Source organism: Dyadobacter chenhuakuii (assembly GCF_023821985.2).
GTDB lineage: Bacteria > Bacteroidota > Bacteroidia > Cytophagales > Spirosomataceae > Dyadobacter > Dyadobacter chenhuakuii.
Window position 1 is genome coordinate 42,465 of the sequence record NZ_CP098805.1, and the last position, 21,700, is coordinate 64,164.

Genomic DNA, 21,700 nt, shown 5'->3' on the forward strand with positions numbered 1-21,700 from the left:
ATTACAGGTTATCATCATCATTTTTGGCAGCAGTAGGATCAAAAGCCCAGAAGTCGTCAACAATGTTTCCGCCTGTTCCTAAATAACCCGTGTTACCGATTGCAAAACCAGCGGCAAAACCTCTCTGGCCACCTTCGAAGCTCGCAACCTCAGTCCATGTGTTGGTGCCGGGTGTATATTCCCATGTATCGGACTTTGCATTTCCACCAACTATGTAAGCTTTATCATTGATAACCAAGGGCAAAGCGTAAGTTCTTCCGGTGAATTTATCATCCGTATTGGTTTCCATTCTGGTCCATGCGCCCGTTCCGCTGTTTCCAGCCGGATCGAAACTGTAAAGATCTTTTGGCTCGGATCCGGCGCCCGAATTGCTCTGGCCAAAGCCTACATAAGCTTTACCACCCACTGTGAATGCCAACGCGCCTCTGCGTTTTCCACCTGTGAAAGTGGCAACCTCTGTCCACTTATCAGTTTGTACATTATACTCGTAGAAATCCTGATAGTAACCACTTCCATTCCATCCAAGGCCCACATAAGCTCTGTTATCAGCAACAAAAGCCGTTGCATACTGGCGCGTTCCGCCTGCATAATCCGCCTTTTTTGTCCATTTGTTGGTCGCAGGATCGTATTGATAGAAATCCTTTTTGTATCCGCCGTCTACTGTGGTCACACCGTCGAAACCTGTTCCTACATAAGCCTTTCCATTTACAACGAAGGCAACAGCATCATTTCTTCCTGATCCTTCGAATGGAGCAACTTGTGACCAGATTTTGGTTGTTGCATCATAGGACCAAAAATCCTTTACTCTTTGAACAGTCTCATTTGTAAGACCTGTTCCGATATATCCTTTATTTCCAATGACAAAGCTTACTGCACGTGCCCTTGCAGATCCACCAAAATTGGGAATGCCTGCTCTGTACCAGTTTCCAATTTTATCTGCTTCGGGATCATCCTTACTGCAACTGAACGAAAGTAATGCGGTTGACGCAACCAGAAGGGCTAATGAAGTCTTTTTTAAGGTATTAAACATGTAAAAAATATGGTTTGACTAATTGATACAAAAGAATATTGGTGAATAACACGGCCCTGAAATCATGCCTATCAGAAGGATTAGTGCTTTAAAAACAGCAAACGCAATTTCAAATTTTTTGCAAACATAACATCTTGATACTGCTAAGTAAAATTATATGTTACTTTTTGTCTAAAAGTTTGGCCCTCTCTGTTGCATTCAACGTTTGTAGTATCCGTAATGTTGTCATAAGGCTTTGTTGTGTTTGGTTTAAAATAGGCTGGTCTCTTTTACGTTTATCATCAGGTTTGCCACTGTTTGCTGCCGAGGTGCGTAAATACAATCGGCAGCGTAGTTCGTGTTAATAGCAGGCGTTGATTACTGCCATTTTTAACCCTTACGTGACGCTTTGCGTTTTTGTTGCAACATGTGAATGCACTTTTAAATTGGCGCATTTATCCTAATGATGTTGTAATTAAGATTACATATGATAATTTTGCACTTTTTACTGTTCTTGCACTAAATGAAATTCAATTCGCATTTTCTTAAAAGATCTTCAACGGTTTTTAGATTACTGATTATATTGGGTGTAACAGCCTCAATGTCTGGTTGTGAACCTACCGGTGATCAGATTGAAGCGATCGTCCAGCCTAATGTTGATGACTTTTCCGTGGTGTTTTCAGATACGGCATCGGTTTCACTTTCTTCGGTTGGAACAGACTCGGTATTTACCGGAGGCCCGGGAAGACTTTTGCTGGGAAGAAATATTGATCCTTATTTTGGTAAATTTCAGGCTACTCCATTTTTCCAGCCTACGATTCAAACGGCGCTTGTAGTTCCTGAACTTGCTGTTTACGATTCGCTTGTACTTTCTCTGAGATACGATAACTATACGTATGGCGATACTACGATTGCCATGAACATTGCCGTCCACAAGCTGCTGGCCAACATGCTTGATAAAAATGCTTATTACAACACGGATGCGACGCCTTACGAGGCGACGCCACTAGGCAAAGTAAAGGTAGTTCCCACGCCAAGATCCAGCGGAAGAATCAGAATCAAACTTTCTGATGTTTTGGGAAAGCAGATTTTTTCCATGAGTAAAAACAATCAGCTGCCCAGCAACACCGAGTGGATTGATCTTGTTAAAGGGCTCGTACTAGTGCCGGGATCTTCGGACAATGGTCCACTTGTCGGGTTCAGATTGTTTGATGATCACACATCCATTCAGCTGCATTATCATTTAACAGAGGATGATGGCGTAAAGCGGGATTCAGCTATCATCAAGTCCGGCATTGGTTACAATCAAATCCTGAGCGACCGGAAAGGAACGCAGCTTGTTAAGCTTCCTAATACGAAAAGGATTTCCCTGCCTTCTGAGCAATCGGGTAATATGTCCTTTGTTCAGGCCGGCCTGGGTGTGATGACGCGCGTTGATTTCCCAACCATTATGGATTTGAAAATTAATCCTTATACGGTTGTTAATAAAGCATTTTTGCACGTGACGCCGCTGGCGGGCTCGGTGACAAATTTTTATCGCGCGCCTGATACATTGTATGCCTATCTGGTCGACAAAAACAACGAATATTTTCAAGGAAGCACGGGCTTTCCCGAGCCGGCAAGGACTTTGGCGGGAACGCCCGTCTTTGGCAAATATCAGGTTGATCTGCTTAATAACACTGCTTTTTACCTTTTTGATGTAGGCGGTTATATTTCAAGTGTTTTAGCTGCCGGAGGTGAAAATACAACCGGTTTGATTTTCAGAACTTCACCATTCAATACCAGCGAAACTGCCGCGCAGCCCACCTACGATACGGAATTTACCAAAAGCGCCCAGCGTCTGGTAATCGGCAATCAGCGACAAAGCAACAAGGGCGTCAAATTGCAGCTCTATTATACTTCGGTTAATACCCGGTAAGGCTTATCAGGTAGGGAATTTAAAATATGAAAATAAAAAACGGAGCTGCTCTTTATAGGGCAGCTCCGTTTTATTTACCAGCACGATCAAATGTCGGAAAAGAACAGTTTCAAGCATCATCAAAGCAATGGATCTGCTGGTGTAACAGCATGCACCGCGTGCTTACAGCAAAATTAATCGCCTTTTTTATGTTTATGTGGCTTCAATGAAGGCGTGTTGCCGGGTGACTCCTTGTTATCCCTTTGACGCTTATCGGGCTCTTGGGTAGACTGGGCAGTTTTTTTAGGTCCTGGCTTGATTCCCATGGTTTATAGTATTTGGTGTACAATGTCAGGTTGTTAAAAATTTATGCCACAGAGTCTATTCGCTTCGTAAAGACTTCACTGGGTTCATTAAGGCGGCCCTGACACTTTGAAAACTTACAGTGATCAGTGCAACGACAACTGTTGCTAAAAGTGCTAACAGAAAAACAAAAGGGTTAATCGATATCTTATATTCGAAATTTTTCAGCCAGCTATTCATTGCCCACCACCCGGCAGGTGCTGCAAGGACAAATGCAATGCCAATCAGTTGAATAAACTCCCAGCTGAAAAGCCAAAGGATACTACCGACGCTAGCACCCAGTACTTTGCGAACGCCTACTTCTTTCGTGCGCTGAGTGACCATAAATAAGACAAGTCCATATAAGCCCATGCAACCTATGACCAAGGCGATGCCTGTGAAAAAGTTAATGAGCTTGCCCATGGTCTGCTCTTGCTGGTAGAATTCCTGAATCTGTTCATCGACAAATGCTGGTTCGAAAAAGCTGTCGGTATACACCTGATTGTATGCCTTTTCTAATCGAGCCAGCATATGAGCGTAGTTGGCAGAGCGAAGTTGAATATTTGCCGAGTAAAACCCAGTAGCCATAGTGGTCAGAAATAAGGGCTTAATGCGCTGTTTAAGATCTGATTGGTTATAATCTTTTAAAACGCCTACAATTTCCAAAGGAGCAAAGCCAGCCTTATGCAAGACCTTGCCCACAACGTCCGTGGGCCGGGAGAATCCCAGCCGCTGCATGAATGTCTCGTTGATAAGGGCCTCTCGGGCTGTGTCCGAAGCCTGGAGATTACGACCAGCCAGTAATTTTAAACCATATAAGCCCACATAGTCAGCATCAATCCAGGCTTGTTGTGGTCCGTATGGCTCCTCGCTGGGGCGGCCATCAAGGCGAACCCTGGTTTCGCTTCTCCAGCCCGACTGAGGAGGCCCGCCCATCGAGTAGCTAAACTGGCCTATCTCAGGTATGGCTGCTGCCAGGTTACGGAACGCACGCATTTTAACCAGATCCTGCGCTGGAAGGTTTGGCAGACTTACGGTCACAATAGCATCTTTTCGAAAGCCCAGGTCTTTTCTCTGAACATACCGGAGCTGACTGCCTACGACTATCAAGCCGATAATGAGCATTTGTGAAATGGCAAACTGCGCTACCACCAAACCACGCCTGAGATTGAAACCGCCTGCCTGTTGTGTGGTGAGCCGTCCTGCCAGGGCGACAACCGGGCGAAAACCAGCCAAAACCAGGGCTGGATATAAACCTGCCAGCAAAATAACCGCTATAACAAGTAAGGCCAGCCAACCCAATACCGAGGTAGAAAAGTAAAATGTAAACCGGAAGGGGCCATTCAGGAAAGTATTGGCCAGTGTCTGTCCGTACTGAAAGATACCGATGGCCAGTGCCAGGGCAGCAAAGACAATGAGCGCGGTTTCACCTATAAATTGCCAGAACAGCTGTGCTTTTGTGCTGCCCAACACTTTGCGAACGCCCACTTCGCGTGCACGGTTGAGTGCCTGCGCAGTGGCAAGATTTACAAAATTGATACTGGCAGTTCCTATTAGCAGTGCGGCAATCAATGTCAAAGACAGCAATAATCCCTTGCTTACGCCTCCATACTCAGCCGATAAGTGCATGGTGCTGAATGGTATGGCCGGGTAGGAGGTCTCCTTGATTTTAGCTGGATTATACTTTTTGACGAAAGAGGGTATGTGCCGTTGCCAGTCAGCTGCCGTGAAATTGTCGTTAAACAATGCGTAACAGTGCGTGCTGCCGTTGGTATTATCAAAAGGCTGATCTTCTGGCCGGGAGCCTAGCTGCTCTTTAACAGATCCCCAGGCAGCCAGGATAGAATAATCCAGATCAGTATTGTCCTTGTAATCTGCAAATACGCCTACCACGCGCGCAGGGATCCGGGCATCCAGTCGAAGGGTCCGGCCTATAATGTTTGTGCTGGTACCAAAGCATTTGCGGGCCATTTCAGCACTGATAACCACAGTGCCCGGCTCAGCAAGAGCGTCGGGCCCGCCTGCTAACCAGGTGTAATCAAAAATGCTGAAATAGGAAGGCTGAACAAATGCGCCGTTGTGATTTTTATCCTTTATTTTCTTATCTGCCTGCTGCGCAACGGGTATGCTTACCAGCGGTGAATACCACTCTTCCAGCATGGCAATATGTTCAATTTCAGGGTAGTCGCTTCGCGCTGCCTGACCGAACGGATACGGAATGCCCTGAATGTTGAACTCGCTGGTAGAGGAGGTAAAACGCGATGTAAATTGGTAGATCCGCTCGTAATTGCGGTGGTGACGATCGGTTTGATAATGATAGCGGACAAGTGCGAATATCAGCAATGCACAGCCCATGCCAAGTGCTAAACCAGTGATGTTAATGAATGCGTACGCGCGGTTTTTGCGCAAATTACGCCAGGCAATTTTCATATAGTTGAGCACCATCATATACCGCTAAATTATTGTCAGGTCTGTAAAGCTACTTTTTCCTTTACGGCCCAATTTTCATTCCACGAGGCTAAAAATGCCTTACAGCGGATTGGAGCGGCTATTTGATAGCATTGACTGTGCGATTTCGGACATTGGTGTGCGCTTAAAAAACGACAATGCCTCTTAAAAAAAGGGTCTCGTCGGGATGTTTGTAAAAGACATACATGGGTTTCATTACGATGGTGTAGTCATCATAAATCCAGGTCATACTCTGGTCGGCTCCTGCTTTGGCGGCCTCAAAATCATATTTGTAGTGAAAACGGCTGGTATCCAGGTATGCGCTTTTTCCGGGAGGCACCAGGCGGAACGCATTATCAGCTCCCGAAGAGGTGACGACAACGGTTTTTTTGGTGTCATCCCAATTGAAGGTCATGTTGGTAGGCCTGGAAAACTTCATTTCGGTACTAAAAGCCTTTGCGGGCGGCGCGAACGGTGGATTCGTCCAAGCCGAGCCGGCGTAATAATGTACATAACCTATGTCGCCAGAACCACCGCTTGCCTGGAAGGTTACATAAACAGCATCGCGGTAGAGAACTTTGAGCGAGTCTGCCAGCACGTTGATGGTGTCTTGGCCGACAACCCGGTAAGCTTTGGATATGTAAAATGGTACCGTTCTGATTTGACTATAAAACCTTTCTTTGTCGAATTCTTCGGCCACAACTTCTTTTTTTTCAACCGATTCGTCGGTGCAGGAACCGATGAAAAATGCACCCGACAGGATCAATGCAGAGAATAAGAGTTTCTTCATGGAATGAGTAGTTTATAGAATGGCTTTATCGCCTTCAATACAGACAAATGAAGCTGGCCAAACCGTTGCACTTTTTTTCAAATTTTTATAAAAATCCATTGTCCGTAAAAATCAGCAACACTCTGTTAAAGCTGATTTTACTTATCGTTTACATTCTTTTACAGCTCCTTAACAGCGGCGAGAATACAACCATTTAGCTTTGCCGAAGAGATTTATTCAAATTAAACCTGCTAAAAACATGAAAAAAATCATTTATGCGCTGCTTTTGCCCCTGGTTGTAGTAAGCGGACTAGTATTTGCAAATCGTGAAATCAAAAATGAAGCTGCCAAAAAATCAACCGCAAGTCCACGCTCTGATGCCGAAAGGAAAGCTTCGTTGAAAAAATGGGAGTCTACTCCGGATGCTATAAGATACGAAAAATGGAAAGTGTCACCCGAAGGCAAAAAAGTGTATGCCGGTGAAGCTAAAATACGCAAACATATCAATGCTTTTACCGATATGACGGCTACCGTAACCGCCCTTTCTCTTCCCGCTGGCTCCCGATTGGGTTTTGGGGTGATGGTCAGAATTAATGATGAAGATTACATTCTTAGTTTTGGCGCCCAACTATCCGAGAAGAATTCTTTAAACGCTATTAATCAATCCCGGCAATTGCACACGCTGAAAGTCAACGACAAAATAAAGATACGAAGCCATAGTGTATCGCACGCACCCAAGTATTTGTATCCGATAATATCGGGCGATTATATAGAACGGGATGGTAAAATTATCTATAAACGTGCCGCTGGTAAAGGTGGTTGCTGATGAAAAAGAATATTTAAAAATTTTGTTTAATACCCTCTCAAAACGAGGCTTTGGCACGTTTTTGTGATATATTGGTTGGTGATGTAACTGATAGTATATACGTTAAGACGAGCGTTTTAGCGTAGGGTTTAAATGATTTTAATGATGCATTCAATTGTATATCTGAGCTCATCAAGAGTCCTGCTGGATGAGAGAGAAATGGGAAATATTATAGAAAAAAGCCGTATAAATAATGCTGAGGCTGATATTACGGGGGTTTTGATTTACTGTAATGGCAGCATTATACAGGTTTTGGAAGGAGATAAAGATGCCATACATTCCTTATTTGAAAAGATAAAGCGGGACGACCGCCATAATCAGGTAATCCCCCTTTTTCAAGGACCTGTAAATGTCAGATCATTCGATAACTGGGCGATGGGCTATAGTACGCCCGCATCCCGTAACATGGATGAATTAAAAGATAAGCTTTCCTTTATTGAAGACCCATACACGCAGGCTAAAAGTGAGAATAAGATTTTCTCATTGCTTCAAGTTTTCTTTAAAAACAACCATCGGAATTAGATTGCGGCTGATTCCTTTTAAAAGATCACCTGATTTCCAGATTTGCCTTGCAGCCTCGTATTTCTGACGGCAGCAGGGCCTTTGAAACGGTACTGGACACCAATAATTTCGGTTGCCGGGTCGGTTATTATGGTTTTATATGCTTCCCGGCCGTTCACCAAAAACCTAATACTGCGATTAGTGCACACGACTTTTAGCTTTACCCAATCATTCAAATTACAACCAAATCCGCTTAGATTATCGTTTCGGCAACACAAGAACCCGTCAAAACGAATTTACAACTGGGATTTAGCGACGAAATCTGGCTTTATCTCTTACTCTACGCCTCCATTACCCGGTTTATAGGTTTCAAAATACATTGTAGGACTGAATTTGGATTTTGTTGGCAGAAAAGGCTCTTCGGGCGTATTTCGGATAAACATATAACCTTCCTTTCTGGATAGCGAGATAGTCAGTTTATAACTTTCATCCCTTTCTTCTTCTTTTACCCATGCGTCCAGCCATTCAACGGCGACGACTATGCTCTCATCAATGACAAGATTATAAGGAGCTAAATCGACACTGACCCATTTCTGGCCTTTGTTGACATTAAAGAATATGTTTTCATTAATTAATTCCGCCTTTAAATTGCCTGAGTAGCCCCCGGCCAAAGGCAGAATATGCAAGCGAAAGCGGACACTGTCAAATTCACACGCATCCATGTGCATCTTAAACTTGGCCAGCTTCAACGGTAGCTCGTTGGTCTCAATAGCAACACCCCTTAGACGTCCTCGGGAACTCTTATAATCACCCCAGCCCGTGTATTGCCCGCTTGCTTTCTGATTGCCGATCGGGATTATTTCCCGTTTGCCTTGTGCAATCACTTCGTGGAGTTGCAGGGCGCCCGGGCTGAGTTTAATTTGATAGGCTGATTGCGAAATTTCTCGTTTTATAAATTTTACAGATGCATATCCCAGATAACTCACAATGAGAGTATCTGTTGGTGCTGCCTTGTTTATGGCAATGTCAAAGCGCCCATCTGCATCTGCTATTCCCCCGATGCTTTTTCCTTTCACCCCTATGCTGGCATAAGGCAGCGGTTTTGCATTGACAGCATCACTTACCGTTCCCTTAAAAGATTGGCCTACTACGGTGATGGGCAGACTTATCAAAAAAGATAACACAATTAATTTGTTGGTGGTCATATCAGTTAAATATCACTCGGTTCTTAAAGCAGAAACAGGATTCAACCAGGCAGCTTTGATCGCCTGAGAGCTGACAGTGAGTAGTGCAATGGACGTTGTTACCACGCCGGATATGGCGAAAATCCACCAACTTAAACTTGTATGGTATGCAAATGTGCCCAGCCAGCTGCTGAGAGCCCACCATGCCAGCGGAGAGGCAAGAATTAATGCGATTAGGATAAGTTTCAGAAAGTCAGAAGAAAGAAGACCGACAATATTTGCCGAACTTGCTCCGAGCACTTTTCGTACGCCAATTTCCTTCGTCCGCTGCTCGGCAGTAAATGCTGCGAGTCCAAATAGCCCCAGGCACGAAATCAGGATGGCAAGCACACCAAAATAATTGACAAGCGTATTGACCTGTTGCTCACTCCGGTAAAGATTCTCATACTCATCATCCAGGAAATGATAGTCGAAAGGATAATCTGGATTGAACCGCTTAGCTATATTTTTAAGCTCTGCAAGGGCTTGCTCTGTTTTCCCCGTCTGCGTTTTTACTAATAAATAACCCGAATTCTCAGGAATATAAGTCAGTACGAGCGGGGTGATAGCCTGGTGCAGCGAGATCATATGGAAGTCCTTCATAAGCCCGATCACACGCCCGGTGCCTTTCCAGAATTTGATCTCCTTGCCAACAGGATTTTTTTCGCCCATCAGCCGGGCCGTTGCCTCGTTGATCAGGTAGGCAGATGAATCCGCGGCGCTGCCAGCACGAAAGTCCCTGCCGTCGACGAGCTTAATGTTCATGGTTTTGACAAAATCAGCTCCAACCGTCATCGCTGTCACATTGGTTTCCAGGCTCGGATCTTTTCCCGGCCAGGATAAATCGCCCGATGTTGCCTGGATGTTGACTGGGAGCATAGCGGTCGCCGTCGCCGATGCTACGGCTGGTTGCCTGATTACTTCCTGCCTGAAAGCTTCCATCTTTTCGGGCTTGGCAAAATTGCCTTCCAGGGTCAGGTAAATAACGTTATTACGATCCAGACCCAGATTTTTGGTCCGTAAATACTGCATTTGCTTACTGACGGCAAGCATGCCGACAATCAAAAAAACGGATAAGGAAAATTGGAATGTAACCAGTATTTTTCGGAAGAGTGCCGGACCATTGCCAAACTGTATTTTGCCTTTCAGAATCGCAATCGGCCTTAATGCTGACAAAAACAACGCCGGATAGCTTCCTGCCAAAAGCCCGGTCAGCATTGTTAATGCTATAATCCCGGCCCAAATTGCCGGACTGGCAAGGTTTAGGGCCAATTGCTTTCCAAACAACTGGTTGAAACCAGGCAATGCGAGCCACACGCCAGCCAGCGCCAGGACAACGGCCAGCACACTGGTGAGAACAGATTCACTTAAAAATTGCCCGATCAGCGAGGAACGTAATGCGCCAACTACTTTTCGCACACCTACCTCTTTGGCCCGTGTAGCAGAACGTGCTGTGGCAAGATTCATAAAATTAATGCAGGCAATAAGCAAAAGAAACGCTGCAACGACAGAAAACACCCGGACATATTCGATCCGCCCACCGACTGGCTTGCCCATTTTGTATTCACCATACAAATAAACGTCCGTTATCGGTTGAAGAATTGGCACCGTAGTGTTATCCTTATCCGTATAGTGCTTGTAAATACCTTTCATGCTCTGTTCGGCCTGGGCCTGGGTCGTATTTTGCCGCAGCCGGACGTAGGTTAAAAAAGAGCTGTTACCCCACGTTTTTTGCCAGGGCTGTTCCTGCTCCTTCCAGTTGACCACCCAGCCAAACTTCAAAGTCGAATTGTCTGGCAAATCCTTTAACACAGCACCGACGACATAGAATTTCTCATTATTAAGCTGCAGTGATTTTCCAAGTGCCTCTGTATTGGGAAAATATTTATCAGCCATTTTTTCTGTAATGACAATCTGGTTGGTTTGCGCAAGCGCCATGCGGGGGTTGCCTTTCAAAACAGGCAATTCGAATACGCCAAAAAAGTCGTCCGTCGCATAATATCCTTTCTCCTTGGCACTTTTTTCTCCGACCTTAACCAGCAGCTCCGCCCAGGCATTGACCTTTGTGGCTGCGGCAACTTCGGGTATGTCTTTGGAAAGCGCATCCTGTAATGGTCCGGGTGTGACTTCACCCGTGCCGATTTCTCCCGTATTTCGGTTGGTCGAGTTGGTCCGCACAAAAAAGACGTTTTCCGCATCTGTAATGAAGCGATTATAACTAAGCTCATCTTGAACCCACAAACCAATCATGAGCGCGCAGGCCATACCCAGGGCGAGCCCAAAGACATTGATGGCTGTGTACATTTTATTCTTGGCAAGATTGCGCCGGGCGGTGGTAAAATAGGATTGAAGCATGTCGGTTAGGGATGGATTTGGGTATTTCGAAGTTGCTTTACGCTTGTAAAAGAACGGTGTCAGACAGTGCAATACGGCCGATATGTAACCCTGGCGAGCGCGGGACAGTCCGTTGGTTTCCACTTGTTTATAGAAAACTTCATGCAAGTCGCCCTGCACGAATTCTAGCAGGTGCGGTGCTATGAACCATTCGAGAAGCTTGTCGGCCCAGCGGGGAGGTTGGGCTTTCGGTTGCTGATTTTGAGGCTTTCGGGTCACGTTGTGATGAGCTATGTTACTGGCCTAATAACTTAAACTTTCCTTCCGGAATGGCTTGCCAAAGATTTTCTCGCATTGTCCGGATTTCAGCGAGTACAGTGGCGCCAGCCGCCGTCAGCGCAAAAAAGCGCTTTCGTCTTCCGCCCCGGTCCGTTGTAGCGCCTCCGACAGAAGAGGATAGGAAACCCTTTTCCTCGAGTCTATACAATGTTGTATGAACAGCACCGATGGTAAAGCTGCGGCCCGCATGCAATTGAAGTTGTTCCATCACAGGAACCCCATACATTTGCTCGGTGCTTGCGGCTACCACAAGGAGCACCAGTTCTTCCAATTCTCCCAGGATTGTTTTCTTCATAAAAGTCGGCGTCCTGATTATATACAATAAGTTAAATCAAATCCCGTGCCTAGATAATAATGTGCCCATTTACTGGAAGTTATCAGATTTGATGGCTTGAATATTGTTCAAAAACGGACAGGTTGTCGTTCATCGATGGACATATGCAAAGGCTCATGGTCTAACACTTACAGGATTGACTTAATGATTCCTTAATTTATCAATTGAATTTAACCAGCAGAGAACGCCTAGATTTGATGTGAATTCAATATCGACACATCACGTCTATGAAAATAATCTACGGTCTTATTCTTTTAAGTATTCCCGCTTGCGGACAGAAGAATGATTCGCTTCGGACCGAATTATTAAGTCAGGTTAACATTACGGCCAGCCGGGCCAATGAAAAAACATTTCAAACGGCTGGCTCTATCTCCGTTTTTTCTTCTAAAAGTTTTCAGACATATCAGCCCCGTACAACGCCGGAAGCCCTGATGGGGACCACCGGCGTTTTTGTGCAAAAAACCACGCACGGAGCGGGATCGCCTTTTTTACGCGGATTAACCGGAAATCAGACGCTCATCTTAATAGACGGAATCCGGCTGAACAACAGCACATTTCGCTATGGCCCCAACCAGTACCTGAATACCATTGATCCTTTTAGTATTGATAAAATGGAGGTTTTACGCGGAGGTGGTTCGGTAGCTTACGGCTCGGATGCATTAGGTGGCACCCTTCAATTATTGACTGCGACTCCTGCATTTTCCGAAAAGATATCTGTCCATGGCAAAGCAGTAGCGCGCTACGCGACGGGTAATATGGAAAAGACATTACGGGCAGGGGTCGAGCTCTCGGGCTTGCGTGCTGCATTCTCGGGCGGCATCAGCATCCGTAATTTTGGAGATCTGATAGGTGGAGATACTACCGGCAAACAAACGCCGAGTGGCTACAAAGACCGGGCTTTTGATGCGAAACTGCTTTTGAAATTCACTGATTCGTGGACGCTGACCCTGGCACATCAATCGGTTTCTCAAAAGCACGTTCCGCTATACTACCGTTACAAGCTCGAAAACTTTGCCTTGAATGAATTTGATCCGCAAAGACGGTCTTTAAGCTATGTTAAATTAAAAGGCAATACATCCAGTAAATGGGCATCCGAATTATCACTGACCGGTTCTTTCCAATCGACTAATGAAGGTCGGCTCAGCCGAAAAAATGGCAGTAACAGTTTGCGAACAGAGACTGATAAAGTGCAAACCACCGGACTGATCTTTAATGTAATCTCTGAGATCACTCCTTTCTGGAACGCCAGTTCCGGAATAGAAATCTATAATGATGTTGTCAGGAGCAGTAAGACCGATCAAATAGCAAATGCCGCGCCACTAGCCAGCCGCGGGCTCTATCCTGATGATAGCAAATACCTGAATTATGCCGTTTATTCACTTCATCAGGTAAAGCTGGATGACTGGCGGTTTTCGTTTGGCGGGCGCTTTAATGGTTTTAATATAAAAGTTGAAGACGAAGCGCTTGGTAGCGTTTCTGTCAAGCCGCAGGCACTTGTCGGAAATGCTTCTATCTCTTATCTGCCTGGCGAAAATTCCAATTTTTACACGTCCTTCCACTCTGGTTTCAGGGCACCGAATATTGATGATATGGGAACGCTGGGAATCGTGGATTTCCGCTACGAGTTACCTGCATACGATCTTAAACCCGAAACGTCCTACAATTTTGAGGCGGGTTACAAATACCATTCTGGCGGGCTTGCATTGTGTGCCGGATTATTTCAAAACAATCTGCGCAGCCTGATTGCCCGCGTGAAAGTTGATGGTCAGAAAATAGATGGCATTGATGTGTATAGAAAGGAAAACGTGGAGCGTGCATACATCAGGGGCGGGGAGTTTGAGGCAGAATATGTCTTTGAAAATGATTGGAAAGTATACGGCTCAGCTGCTTATAATTTCGGTGAAAATGTAACTAAAAAGGAGCCGGTCCGTCGCATTCCGCCACTAAGCGGAAGGTTTGGACTGGAGTACCGCAATAAGGGATGGTTTGCCCGTCCGGAGGCATGGTTTGCCGGGAAACAAACCAGATTGGCAGCGGGAGACGCAGCAGATAACCGCATCCCAAAAGGAGGCACGCCGGGATGGTTAATAGTGAACTTTATGACGGGATACGAGACCAAACATTTTGCATTAAACGCTGTTGTACAGAATATTAGCAATGAAGATTACCGTACACACGGCTCAGGGATCAATGGCGTCGGCCGCAGTCTGTGGCTTACTTTGACCGGAAAATTTTAAAAAATATAGTTCAAAATTCTGCTAACTCACCATGACAAAAAATCTGAAATTTGCAATTTACCTGATGCTGGCGGGCATCATCTGCTACGGCTGTAAAAGGAATGCAGGCGGTCAATCCGAGGAATTAGCCTTGTATAAGCAACTTTCGGCCAAACGCATCGACTTGCCCAATGGCTGGTCACTCACACCGGTAGGCCGTAGCCTGGACCTGGACGACTTGCCTTTAAACCTGGTTGTTTCCCCTTCAAAAAAATACCTGGCTGTCACTAACAACGGGCAGAGCACCCAAAGCATTACATTGATTGATGCGGCTTCCGAGAAAGTGCTGGACACTGCCATTGTGGCCAAATCATACCTTGGTCTGGCATTCAGTCAGGATGAGAAAATGATATATGCCTCGGGCGGAAACGACAATAAGATTTTGGTATACAAAATAGAAGACCAGAAACTTGTTGCTGCTGAGCCGATTGTGCTGGGCAAACCCTGGCCCGTCAAAATATCTCCTACCGGAATAGCAGTCGACGACGCTCAAAAGCGGATTTATGTGGTGACAAAAGAAGACAGCGCGCTTTATGTTTGTGATTCTCAGACCAAAAAAACCATTGGTAAGCTAAACTTAGGTGCTGCGGCTTACACCTGTTTGCTTTCTAATGATAAAAAAGAGCTTTATGTTTCGCTTTGGGGCGGCTCGCGGGTGGTGATCGTAAACACAGAAACACAGCAGATTGCAGCGGAAATTGCGACCAACAAAAATCCCAACGACCTGCTATTGACCAGAGATGGCAAGTTTTTATATGCGGCAAACGGCAATGATAACACCGTGGCGCTCATTGATCTGGCCAAAAGACAAGTGTCGGAAACATTAACGACTTCTCTTTTTCCGGATGCGCCTGTGGGTACGACGCCTAATGGGCTTGCACTGAGTGATGATGAGAAAACCTTATACATTGCCAATGCTGATAATAATTGCCTGGCAGTTTTTGATGTAGAAACCAAAGGTCGCAGCCGTTCCATCGGATTTATCCCGACTGGCTGGTATCCGACGGCTGTAAAAACAATTGGCTCAAAGATATTTGTTACTAATGGGAAAGGATTTTCCTCTAAGGCAAATCCAAAAGGTCCAAACCCGAATTTATCAAAAGTTCCGCAACAAGTAGGGCCAAATCCGCAGGCATACACTGGCAGGGAGCAGTACATCGGAGGATTGTTTAAAGGTACATTATCCATCATAGATGCACCCTCGGCGCAAACGCTTTCAGCGTACTCGCGTGTGGTATATGCTAACACGCCTTACACCAAAAATAAGGAGTTGAATGCGGAAGGGGAGGCTGGTAATCCGATCCCGATGAAAGTGGGTGATAAATCGCCGATTAAATATGTGTTTTACATTATCAAGGAAAATCGTACATACGACCAGGTCCTGGGCGATATGAAGGAAGGAAATGGCGACGCTTCCCTTTGTTTGTTTCCTGAAAAAATCACACCGAACCAGCACGCATTGGCCCGTCAGTTTGTGTTACTCGATAACTTTTACGTCGATGCAGAGGTGAGTGCCGACGGGCATAACTGGTCATCGGCTGCTTATGCTAATGATTATGTGGAGAAAAACTGGGTAACCAGCTATGGAGGTCGCGGTGGCACGTATGATTACGAGGGCCAGAAAGAAATCGCGCATCCCAGGGACGGATTTATCTGGGACCATGCCTTGCGTGCCGGGGTAACATTTCGCAGTTACGGCTGGTTTGCAGACGAGGGGAAAGCCAATATCAAAACACTTGAAGGACACTATTGCCCGACTTTCAAAGGTTATAATCTGGGCTATAAAGATATTGACCGGGAAGCTGCATGGGAAAAGGATTTTGATGAATTACTCGCCGCAGGCAAACTCCCAAGATTGAATACATTAAGGTTTGGTAATGATCATACATCGGGTGCCAGTGTAGGAAAACCCACGCCGTTTGCTGCTGTGGCTGATAATGACCTGGCAGTCGGGCGTTTTGTTGAGCACCTTTCCAAAAGTAAGGTTTGGAATGAATCAGTTGTATTCATCCTCGAAGATGATGCTCAGAATGGACCCGATCACGTGGATGCGCACCGTTCCATTGCATTTGTGGCTGGCGGTTTTGTCAAGAGAGGTTTTGTGGACCACACGATGTATTCGACTTCCGGAATGCTGCGTACAATGGAGTTGATTTTGGGAATCAAGCCCATGAGCCAGTACGATGCGGCGGCCACACCGATGTGGAGGTGTTTTGATAACAAGGTTAATCCGGGCACATTCACTTCAAAAGAAGCTGGGGTGGATCTGGATCAGAAAAATGTCGCGGTTAACAAAAACTCCCGAAAAACAGACCAGTTTGATCTCTCGATTCCCGACGCGATTGATGACCTGGTTTTTAGCGAAATAGTATGGCAGACAGTGCGCGGCGAAAACAGCATCATGCCTGCTCCGCGTCGGGGTGCATTCGTTAAACTGGAAAGAGGTGAAGAAGACGAAGAGGAATTTGATCAGGATTAAATCACTAAAAACCAAAAGTTTTCGGCTAGGCGGATTGGAAGATGGCAATATCCCAAGTCTCTCCTGAATATGGTGCTGGGAAAAAGGACTTAGAGAAAAATAATACTTATTTTAGCAATGATTTCCTTTTATTTCCAATTCTGCAACGCCTGTTGCAGAATTGGAAATAGGAACCAGAAAAGAACTTGCTAATTGTAAAACGATTCAGAATTTGACTGGGAAAATTAAAAAATTCCACAATTTGTACGTTTTGCAAAAGGGCTTCTTTGTTGTTTGCTGCTTGCTATTCAACTTTTCTGTTACCGCGCAAACAGCTCCGGTACTGCTCACCGAAAGCGCCCAATTAAAGCCCTTGTCGTTAACCACATCGCCCTGGAAATTCCGTTCCGGAGATGATACCAGATGGGGTACTCCTAATTTTCCAGACAGTAGTTGGCAGACGCTTGCCGGGACGAACTTTGGAGCAGGAAAATATACCAGATCCCCAGCGCCCAAGACTTGGACGGGTTTTGGCTGGTTTCGGTTATGGGTTAAAAAGGAAAGTCCCAATTTGACAAACAGCTGGGGTTTAAAGTTGAACCACGACGCAGCTTCGGAAACTTATCTGGATGGCAAAAAGGTCATGTCTTTTGGTAGGCTAGGAAATTCAAAGCAGACCATGCAAGCCGTACGGGAGCCCAGTGTGGCGATTCCGCTGGCTATTACGGACACGCTGCCGCACTTGATAGCTATCCGGTTCAGCAACTACAATGCGTTTTATCCAAACTTTATCGGCTTTGATGCACAAATTCAGGATCTGCATCAGATGAACAGCGGGCTGGCGGCAGATCAACATTTCATGGACCTGCTCCTGATGAGCGTAGCTGCTGCTTGTACGCTGGTGCTGGTGCATTTACTGTTGTTTGCATTCTATCCCAAACAGCGGATTCATCTATGCTATGTATTCTATGTTTTCATGATTGCGCTGGGACTTTATGCGCGGTATGAGACCATTGTCACGACCGATCCTGCGATGCAGGTGTTCTTTACCAAAGTTTTTTTATGCTTTGTTACCATGAACCTTGCGTTTGGCGCATTGCTGCTCTATTCGGCAGGTTACAGCACATTGCCACGCAGAAAGATCATCGCAGTTTTTGGCATCTCCATTCCTGTTACTTTCTTGACCGTCTGGAATTGGTATGACGTTTGGTATGACAAAATCATAACCAATCTTCATAATTTATATCTGCTGATATTCATCCTGGTCTTTTACACAGATGCCTTTCTGTCCGTTCTCAGGGAAATCCGAAAAGGTAAAAAGTCGTTGTGGTTGATCGCTACGGGGGTCATTTTTCATTTTGTATCCGGAATATTGATTGGTGCCAATGTCTTTAACTGGTTTACATTGCCGGAAGTAATGCTAGCATTTGCTTGGGGCAATCTGGTCGTGCCCGCGCTGTTCACGATTTACCTGGCTTTGGAAGTGGCTGGGACGAATCGTTTTCTGGCAAAGCAGCTCATTGAAACCCGCGATCTGGCCGCAGCCAATCTAGCCCAGGAGCAGGAAAAACAACGGCTGATTCTGGCACATACAACGGAGCTGGAAGAAACCGTTTTGAAAAGAACCGCCCAGGTAAGAGAACAGGCCCAGCGGTTACAGGAGATGGACGCTGCGAAATCGCGCTTTTTTGTCAATCTAACGCATGAGTTCAAAACGCCGCTGTCCCTGATTATAAACCCTGCCAGGGAATTGTTGCGTAACCCTGATCCAAAAATTGCTGAGCAATATGCCGGTTATATCCTGCAAAACAGCAATCGGTTGTTACAGCTGATCAATCAGTTACTTGACCTTGGCCGGTTAGAATCAGGGCAAAGTGCTCTGGACGTGAATCCGGTTGATATTATTGCTATGCTGCGCATTCATGTCGCACAGTTTGATTCTTTGGCAAACAACCGGAACATTCAACTGGATTTCTATACGGATTCGGAATCCGTGATTATTGATGAAGATGCTGATAAGCTCGAAAAGATTATTCAGAACCTGATCAGCAATGCCATTAAATTCAGTCAGAAGGATGGGCAAGTGAAGGTTTTCTTTGAGATGCTGGCTGACGCGCAGTACGAGATTAGGGTAGAGGATCAGGGAATTGGCATTCCTGAAAATAAGCTGCCATTCATTTTCGATCGATTTTACCAGGCCGATAGCAGTGACACCCGCACCAGGGAAGGGGCGGGGATAGGACTGGCGCTGGTTAAGGAAATGGTAACATTGCTTGGCGGGGAGATTATGGTAGACAGTTCCGAGGCAAAGGGAAGCACCTTTAAAGTCCGGTTACCATATAAACTGAGTGCAGAAAATGCTGAACCAATGCCTTATCCCGAAACACCTGTTTACCAATCTAACAGCAATGAACAAATCGCTGACGAGCAACCAGGAAGTTCTCGACCGGTAATCCTGCTTATCGAAGACAATCAGCAACTGAACGCATTTATCCGAACAACCTTGTCCGAAAAATATGTGGTCCTGACCGCAGAAGACGGTCAGGCAGGAATTGATCTTGCACTTGCAGAAATCCCTGCGTTGATCATCACAGATCTAATGATGCCCGTCAAAAATGGCTATGAGGTGTGCGCTGAATTGAAAGCCGACGAGCGCAGCAGCCACATTCCTATTATCATGCTTACGGCCAAGGCGGATCAGGACAGCAGGATTCATGGTCTTGAAACGGGTTCAGATGCCTATCTGGGCAAACCGTTCGATAACCGGGAGTTGGAGGCGGTGATCGAAAACCTGCTACGGCAACGCAAGGCTTTGCAGGAAAAATACAGTCAGAATTACCGTTGGCTAACCCATACAGAAGAAATGCCTTCTGTGGAGAAGGCATTTCTTGATAAAATCAGGACGGTTATTGAGCAAAATCTGGATGATGAGCAGATCAGCACGGATTGGGTTGGCAGGCAGCTTGGCCTCAGCCGGGCGCAGCTGCACCGCAAATTAAAAGCTTTGGTCAACCAAAGTCCGGGTGAGTTTGTACGTAGTATCCGCATGCAGAAAGCACACGAACTTCTAAAAAACAAAGCCGGTACGATCTCCGAAATCTCCTACATGGTCGGTTACAGCAACCCGGCCAATTTCTCAACCAGCTTTTCAAAACATTTCGGCTATCCGCCCAGTTCGGCAGGCATTGCAAAACAGTAAAAGTTTCGTGATCAGTTTTTCAAAGTAACCATTAAACGTTCATAAAAAGCTTCGGTTACGCTGCCTACATAGTTGTAAGGAACAGTCGTTCGTGGAAGCTTCAGAGTCGTCACATCATTGTCTACAAAGAAAGACGAAGAGGCAAAGACCGTGACAGGCACAACCACTAATCCTGCTTTTTCCATCCGGTACGGAAAGGACATTTCGTACTTAACATCCATATTTTCACCAATAGCCATGTTTAAAGCCACAGGCGGGCCAAATTTATCTCTTTCTCCATATGTGCCGCCACCAGTGCTGGTGTGGAGGATTTTTCCGCCCGAAGTGTTGTGCGTATATCCGATCAGGTAACCCTCATTTACCGGAAAGGAAGGTGAAGCGATTCTTTTCAGAGTGATTTGTACGTCGAATGTCGCCACACCAATTTTTGCTTCTTCATTTCCTGTGTAACTGTCTGCCTTAGCGAGTGATCGCGGCAATGCGAGCACCTGATTAGAGCCGGTCACAGTTCCGGCCGCGGCGCCATCTGCGCCCAGAAAGGTGATCTTTTCAATTGAAAATTCGCAGGGATACAGGCGGTCGCCGCCGTTTACATCCTTGCATTTTGATTCGGGTAGGTTGCTGGCTGGTACTTCGTGATCTGTACAGGATACTGCCAAAGCAAGTACACCGTATGCAAGTGCTAGACAAAATGAGGTGATGCTGAGTTTAAACATAGTATTAAGGATAAGTGATAAAAGGTTGTGTAATATTTATTTCAAAAACCGCCTGTCAGTAAGGGCGATCAGGAAGTTTTCAATGTCTAGTTTTTCTGCTTCGGTAAGTTGTAAGGATCCGGTCAATATTGTATCACGGTTGACGGCATTCGGAACGATTGCCTCGGGATCATTATAGTAGTTGATGACTTCTTTTAATGTTTTGAACATGCCATTGTGCATGTAAGGCGCTGTGATGGCAATGTTTCTTAAAGAGCCGATTTTGAATTTACCCAGATCGGATGCTTGATGAGAAATGGCAGAACGCCCGCTATCCGCGTGCATTTTGCCATCAAATAAGCCAATGTTCCTGAATTCAACATTCTTAAAATCAGGGCCGAAATGACATTGAATGCATTTGGCTTTGGTATTGAACAATTTGAATCCTCTCTTCGCGGAAGCGCTGACTGCATCTTCGTTGTCGTTGACACGCCAGTCGTCAAAAGGACTGTCGCCCGTTTCCAGGGAACGTTCAAAATCAGAAAGGGCTCTTGCCAAATTGCTTTTGGACGGCAGTTCTTTAAATATGCGCAGAAACGATTGCCGGTAAAATGCATCCCTGTTTAAGCGGGCGATCGCCGAATCCACCGGCAAATCCATTTCAACCGGATTTTCGATGGGCATCAACACTTGTTGTTCCAAAGTGGTCGCCCTACCATCCCAGAAAAAACTTTCCTGAAAACGCATGTTCATAGCCGAAGGCGTATTCCTTGTCCCCATCCGACCATTCACGCCCTGACTCACCTGCACAGAATCCGCAAAGGCCAAACTCTCTTTATGACAAGATCCGCAGCTAATGGAACGGTTCCCCGACAAGATCGGGTCAAAAAACAGTCGTTTTCCCAATTCCAGGGAAGTCGGCGGCTCAGGATCATGCATCACGCTGCGGATGAAAAGCAGCGGAACGGCGCAGATCAGTATGGCTATTTTTGCTTTCACGGGGAGATATTG

Annotated in this window: 14 protein-coding genes; 6 read left to right on the forward strand and 8 right to left on the reverse strand. The window is 45.8% G+C overall.

Annotation, left to right across the window (positions count from 1 at the left end):
• Position 1: 1 nt before the first annotated feature.
• On the reverse strand, positions 2–1,030 hold the full coding sequence (locus NFI80_RS00185; RefSeq protein ID WP_233796867.1) for a Kelch repeat-containing protein: 1,029 nt from the start codon (positions 1,028–1,030) through the stop codon (positions 2–4).
• 580 nt (positions 1,031–1,610) lie between these two features.
• Here NFI80_RS00185 and NFI80_RS00190 point away from each other — a divergent pair.
• The gene (locus tag NFI80_RS00190; RefSeq protein WP_235164235.1) at positions 1,611–2,927 is read left to right on the forward strand and encodes a DUF4270 family protein; all 1,317 of its coding nucleotides are present in this window, start codon (positions 1,611–1,613) and stop codon (positions 2,925–2,927) included.
• 360 nt (positions 2,928–3,287) lie between these two features.
• Here the strand turns inward: NFI80_RS00190 and NFI80_RS00195 are convergent, their stop codons facing one another.
• Both NFI80_RS00195 and NFI80_RS00200 read right to left on the reverse strand, forming a co-directional pair.
• Complete coding sequence (locus NFI80_RS00195; protein WP_235164236.1) at positions 3,288–5,696, reverse strand: FtsX-like permease family protein; 2,409 nt, start codon at positions 5,694–5,696, stop codon at positions 3,288–3,290.
• A 145-nt stretch (positions 5,697–5,841) separates the two neighbouring features.
• Positions 5,842–6,486, reverse strand: coding sequence for a hypothetical protein (locus NFI80_RS00200; protein WP_235164237.1), 645 nt, complete (start codon positions 6,484–6,486; stop codon positions 5,842–5,844).
• 238 nt (positions 6,487–6,724) lie between these two features.
• Between NFI80_RS00200 and NFI80_RS00205 the strand changes: the two genes are divergently transcribed.
• Both NFI80_RS00205 and NFI80_RS00210 read left to right on the forward strand, forming a co-directional pair.
• On the forward strand, positions 6,725–7,291 hold the full coding sequence (locus tag NFI80_RS00205) for a hypothetical protein (RefSeq protein ID WP_235164238.1): 567 nt from the start codon (positions 6,725–6,727) through the stop codon (positions 7,289–7,291).
• 141 nt (positions 7,292–7,432) lie between these two features.
• Positions 7,433–7,852 carry a BLUF domain-containing protein gene (locus NFI80_RS00210; RefSeq protein WP_235164239.1) on the forward strand — a complete coding sequence of 140 codons (420 nt, stop codon included), beginning with the start codon at positions 7,433–7,435 and terminating at the stop codon, positions 7,850–7,852.
• Positions 7,853–8,166: 314 nt separating this feature from the next.
• Here NFI80_RS00210 and NFI80_RS00215 read toward each other — a convergent pair whose 3' ends face one another.
• From NFI80_RS00215 to NFI80_RS00225, 3 genes are read right to left on the reverse strand one after another with little or no spacing between them, the layout of a single operon-like run.
• The gene (locus tag NFI80_RS00215; protein ID WP_235164240.1) at positions 8,167–9,036 is read right to left on the reverse strand and encodes a carboxypeptidase-like regulatory domain-containing protein; all 870 of its coding nucleotides are present in this window, start codon (positions 9,034–9,036) and stop codon (positions 8,167–8,169) included.
• 12 nt (positions 9,037–9,048) lie between these two features.
• A complete protein-coding gene (locus NFI80_RS00220; protein ID WP_233796858.1) occupies positions 9,049–11,667 on the reverse strand; it encodes an ABC transporter permease in 2,619 nt (872 codons plus the stop codon).
• 16 nt (positions 11,668–11,683) lie between these two features.
• Positions 11,684–12,022 (reverse strand): PadR family transcriptional regulator, encoded by a 339-nt coding sequence (locus tag NFI80_RS00225; protein WP_026631545.1) that lies wholly within the window; start codon positions 12,020–12,022, stop codon positions 11,684–11,686.
• A gap of 266 nt (positions 12,023–12,288) precedes the next feature.
• Here NFI80_RS00225 and NFI80_RS00230 point away from each other — a divergent pair, with 266 nt between their 5' ends.
• From NFI80_RS00230 to NFI80_RS00240, 3 genes are all read left to right on the forward strand, one after another.
• Entirely contained in the window at positions 12,289–14,298 is a 2,010-nt protein-coding gene (locus NFI80_RS00230; RefSeq protein WP_233796857.1) for a TonB-dependent receptor plug domain-containing protein, read from the forward strand.
• 31 nt (positions 14,299–14,329) lie between these two features.
• Positions 14,330–16,816: a bifunctional YncE family protein/alkaline phosphatase family protein gene (locus NFI80_RS00235; RefSeq protein WP_235164241.1), complete on the forward strand. Its 2,487-nt coding sequence runs from the start codon at positions 14,330–14,332 to the stop codon at positions 16,814–16,816.
• 352 nt (positions 16,817–17,168) lie between these two features.
• The gene (locus NFI80_RS00240) at positions 17,169–19,994 is read left to right on the forward strand and encodes an ATP-binding protein (RefSeq protein ID WP_235164242.1); all 2,826 of its coding nucleotides are present in this window, start codon (positions 17,169–17,171) and stop codon (positions 19,992–19,994) included.
• An 11-nt stretch (positions 19,995–20,005) separates the two neighbouring features.
• Here the strand turns inward: NFI80_RS00240 and NFI80_RS00245 are convergent, their stop codons facing one another.
• Complete coding sequence (locus tag NFI80_RS00245; RefSeq protein WP_235164243.1) at positions 20,006–20,710, reverse strand: hypothetical protein; 705 nt, start codon at positions 20,708–20,710, stop codon at positions 20,006–20,008.
• Positions 20,711–20,746: 36 nt separating this feature from the next.
• A complete protein-coding gene (locus tag NFI80_RS00250; RefSeq protein WP_235164244.1) occupies positions 20,747–21,688 on the reverse strand; it encodes a cytochrome-c peroxidase in 942 nt (313 codons plus the stop codon).
• Positions 21,689–21,700 lie beyond the last annotated feature (12 nt).

What these genes read in the sequence shown, in the direction of transcription:
- NFI80_RS00200 (WP_235164237.1), bottom strand. Translation starts at nt 6,486, where the DNA reads ATGAAGAAACTCTTATTCTCTGCATTGATCCTGTCGGGTGCATTTTTC.
- NFI80_RS00190 (WP_235164235.1), top strand. Translation starts at nt 1,611, where the DNA reads ATGTCTGGTTGTGAACCTACCGGTGATCAGATTGAAGCGATCGTCCAG.
- NFI80_RS00215 (WP_235164240.1), bottom strand. Translation starts at nt 9,036, where the DNA reads ATGACCACCAACAAATTAATTGTGTTATCTTTTTTGATAAGTCTGCCC.
- NFI80_RS00230 (WP_233796857.1), top strand. Translation starts at nt 12,289, where the DNA reads ATGAAAATAATCTACGGTCTTATTCTTTTAAGTATTCCCGCTTGCGGA.
- NFI80_RS00235 (WP_235164241.1), top strand. Translation starts at nt 14,330, where the DNA reads ATGACAAAAAATCTGAAATTTGCAATTTACCTGATGCTGGCGGGCATC.
- NFI80_RS00225 (WP_026631545.1), bottom strand. Translation starts at nt 12,022, where the DNA reads ATGAAGAAAACAATCCTGGGAGAATTGGAAGAACTGGTGCTCCTTGTG.
- NFI80_RS00210 (WP_235164239.1), top strand. Translation starts at nt 7,433, where the DNA reads ATGATGCATTCAATTGTATATCTGAGCTCATCAAGAGTCCTGCTGGAT.
- NFI80_RS00185 (WP_233796867.1), bottom strand. Translation starts at nt 1,030, where the DNA reads ATGTTTAATACCTTAAAAAAGACTTCATTAGCCCTTCTGGTTGCGTCA.
- NFI80_RS00195 (WP_235164236.1), bottom strand. Translation starts at nt 5,696, where the DNA reads ATGATGGTGCTCAACTATATGAAAATTGCCTGGCGTAATTTGCGCAAA.
- NFI80_RS00245 (WP_235164243.1), bottom strand. Translation starts at nt 20,710, where the DNA reads ATGTTTAAACTCAGCATCACCTCATTTTGTCTAGCACTTGCATACGGT.
- NFI80_RS00205 (WP_235164238.1), top strand. Translation starts at nt 6,725, where the DNA reads ATGAAAAAAATCATTTATGCGCTGCTTTTGCCCCTGGTTGTAGTAAGC.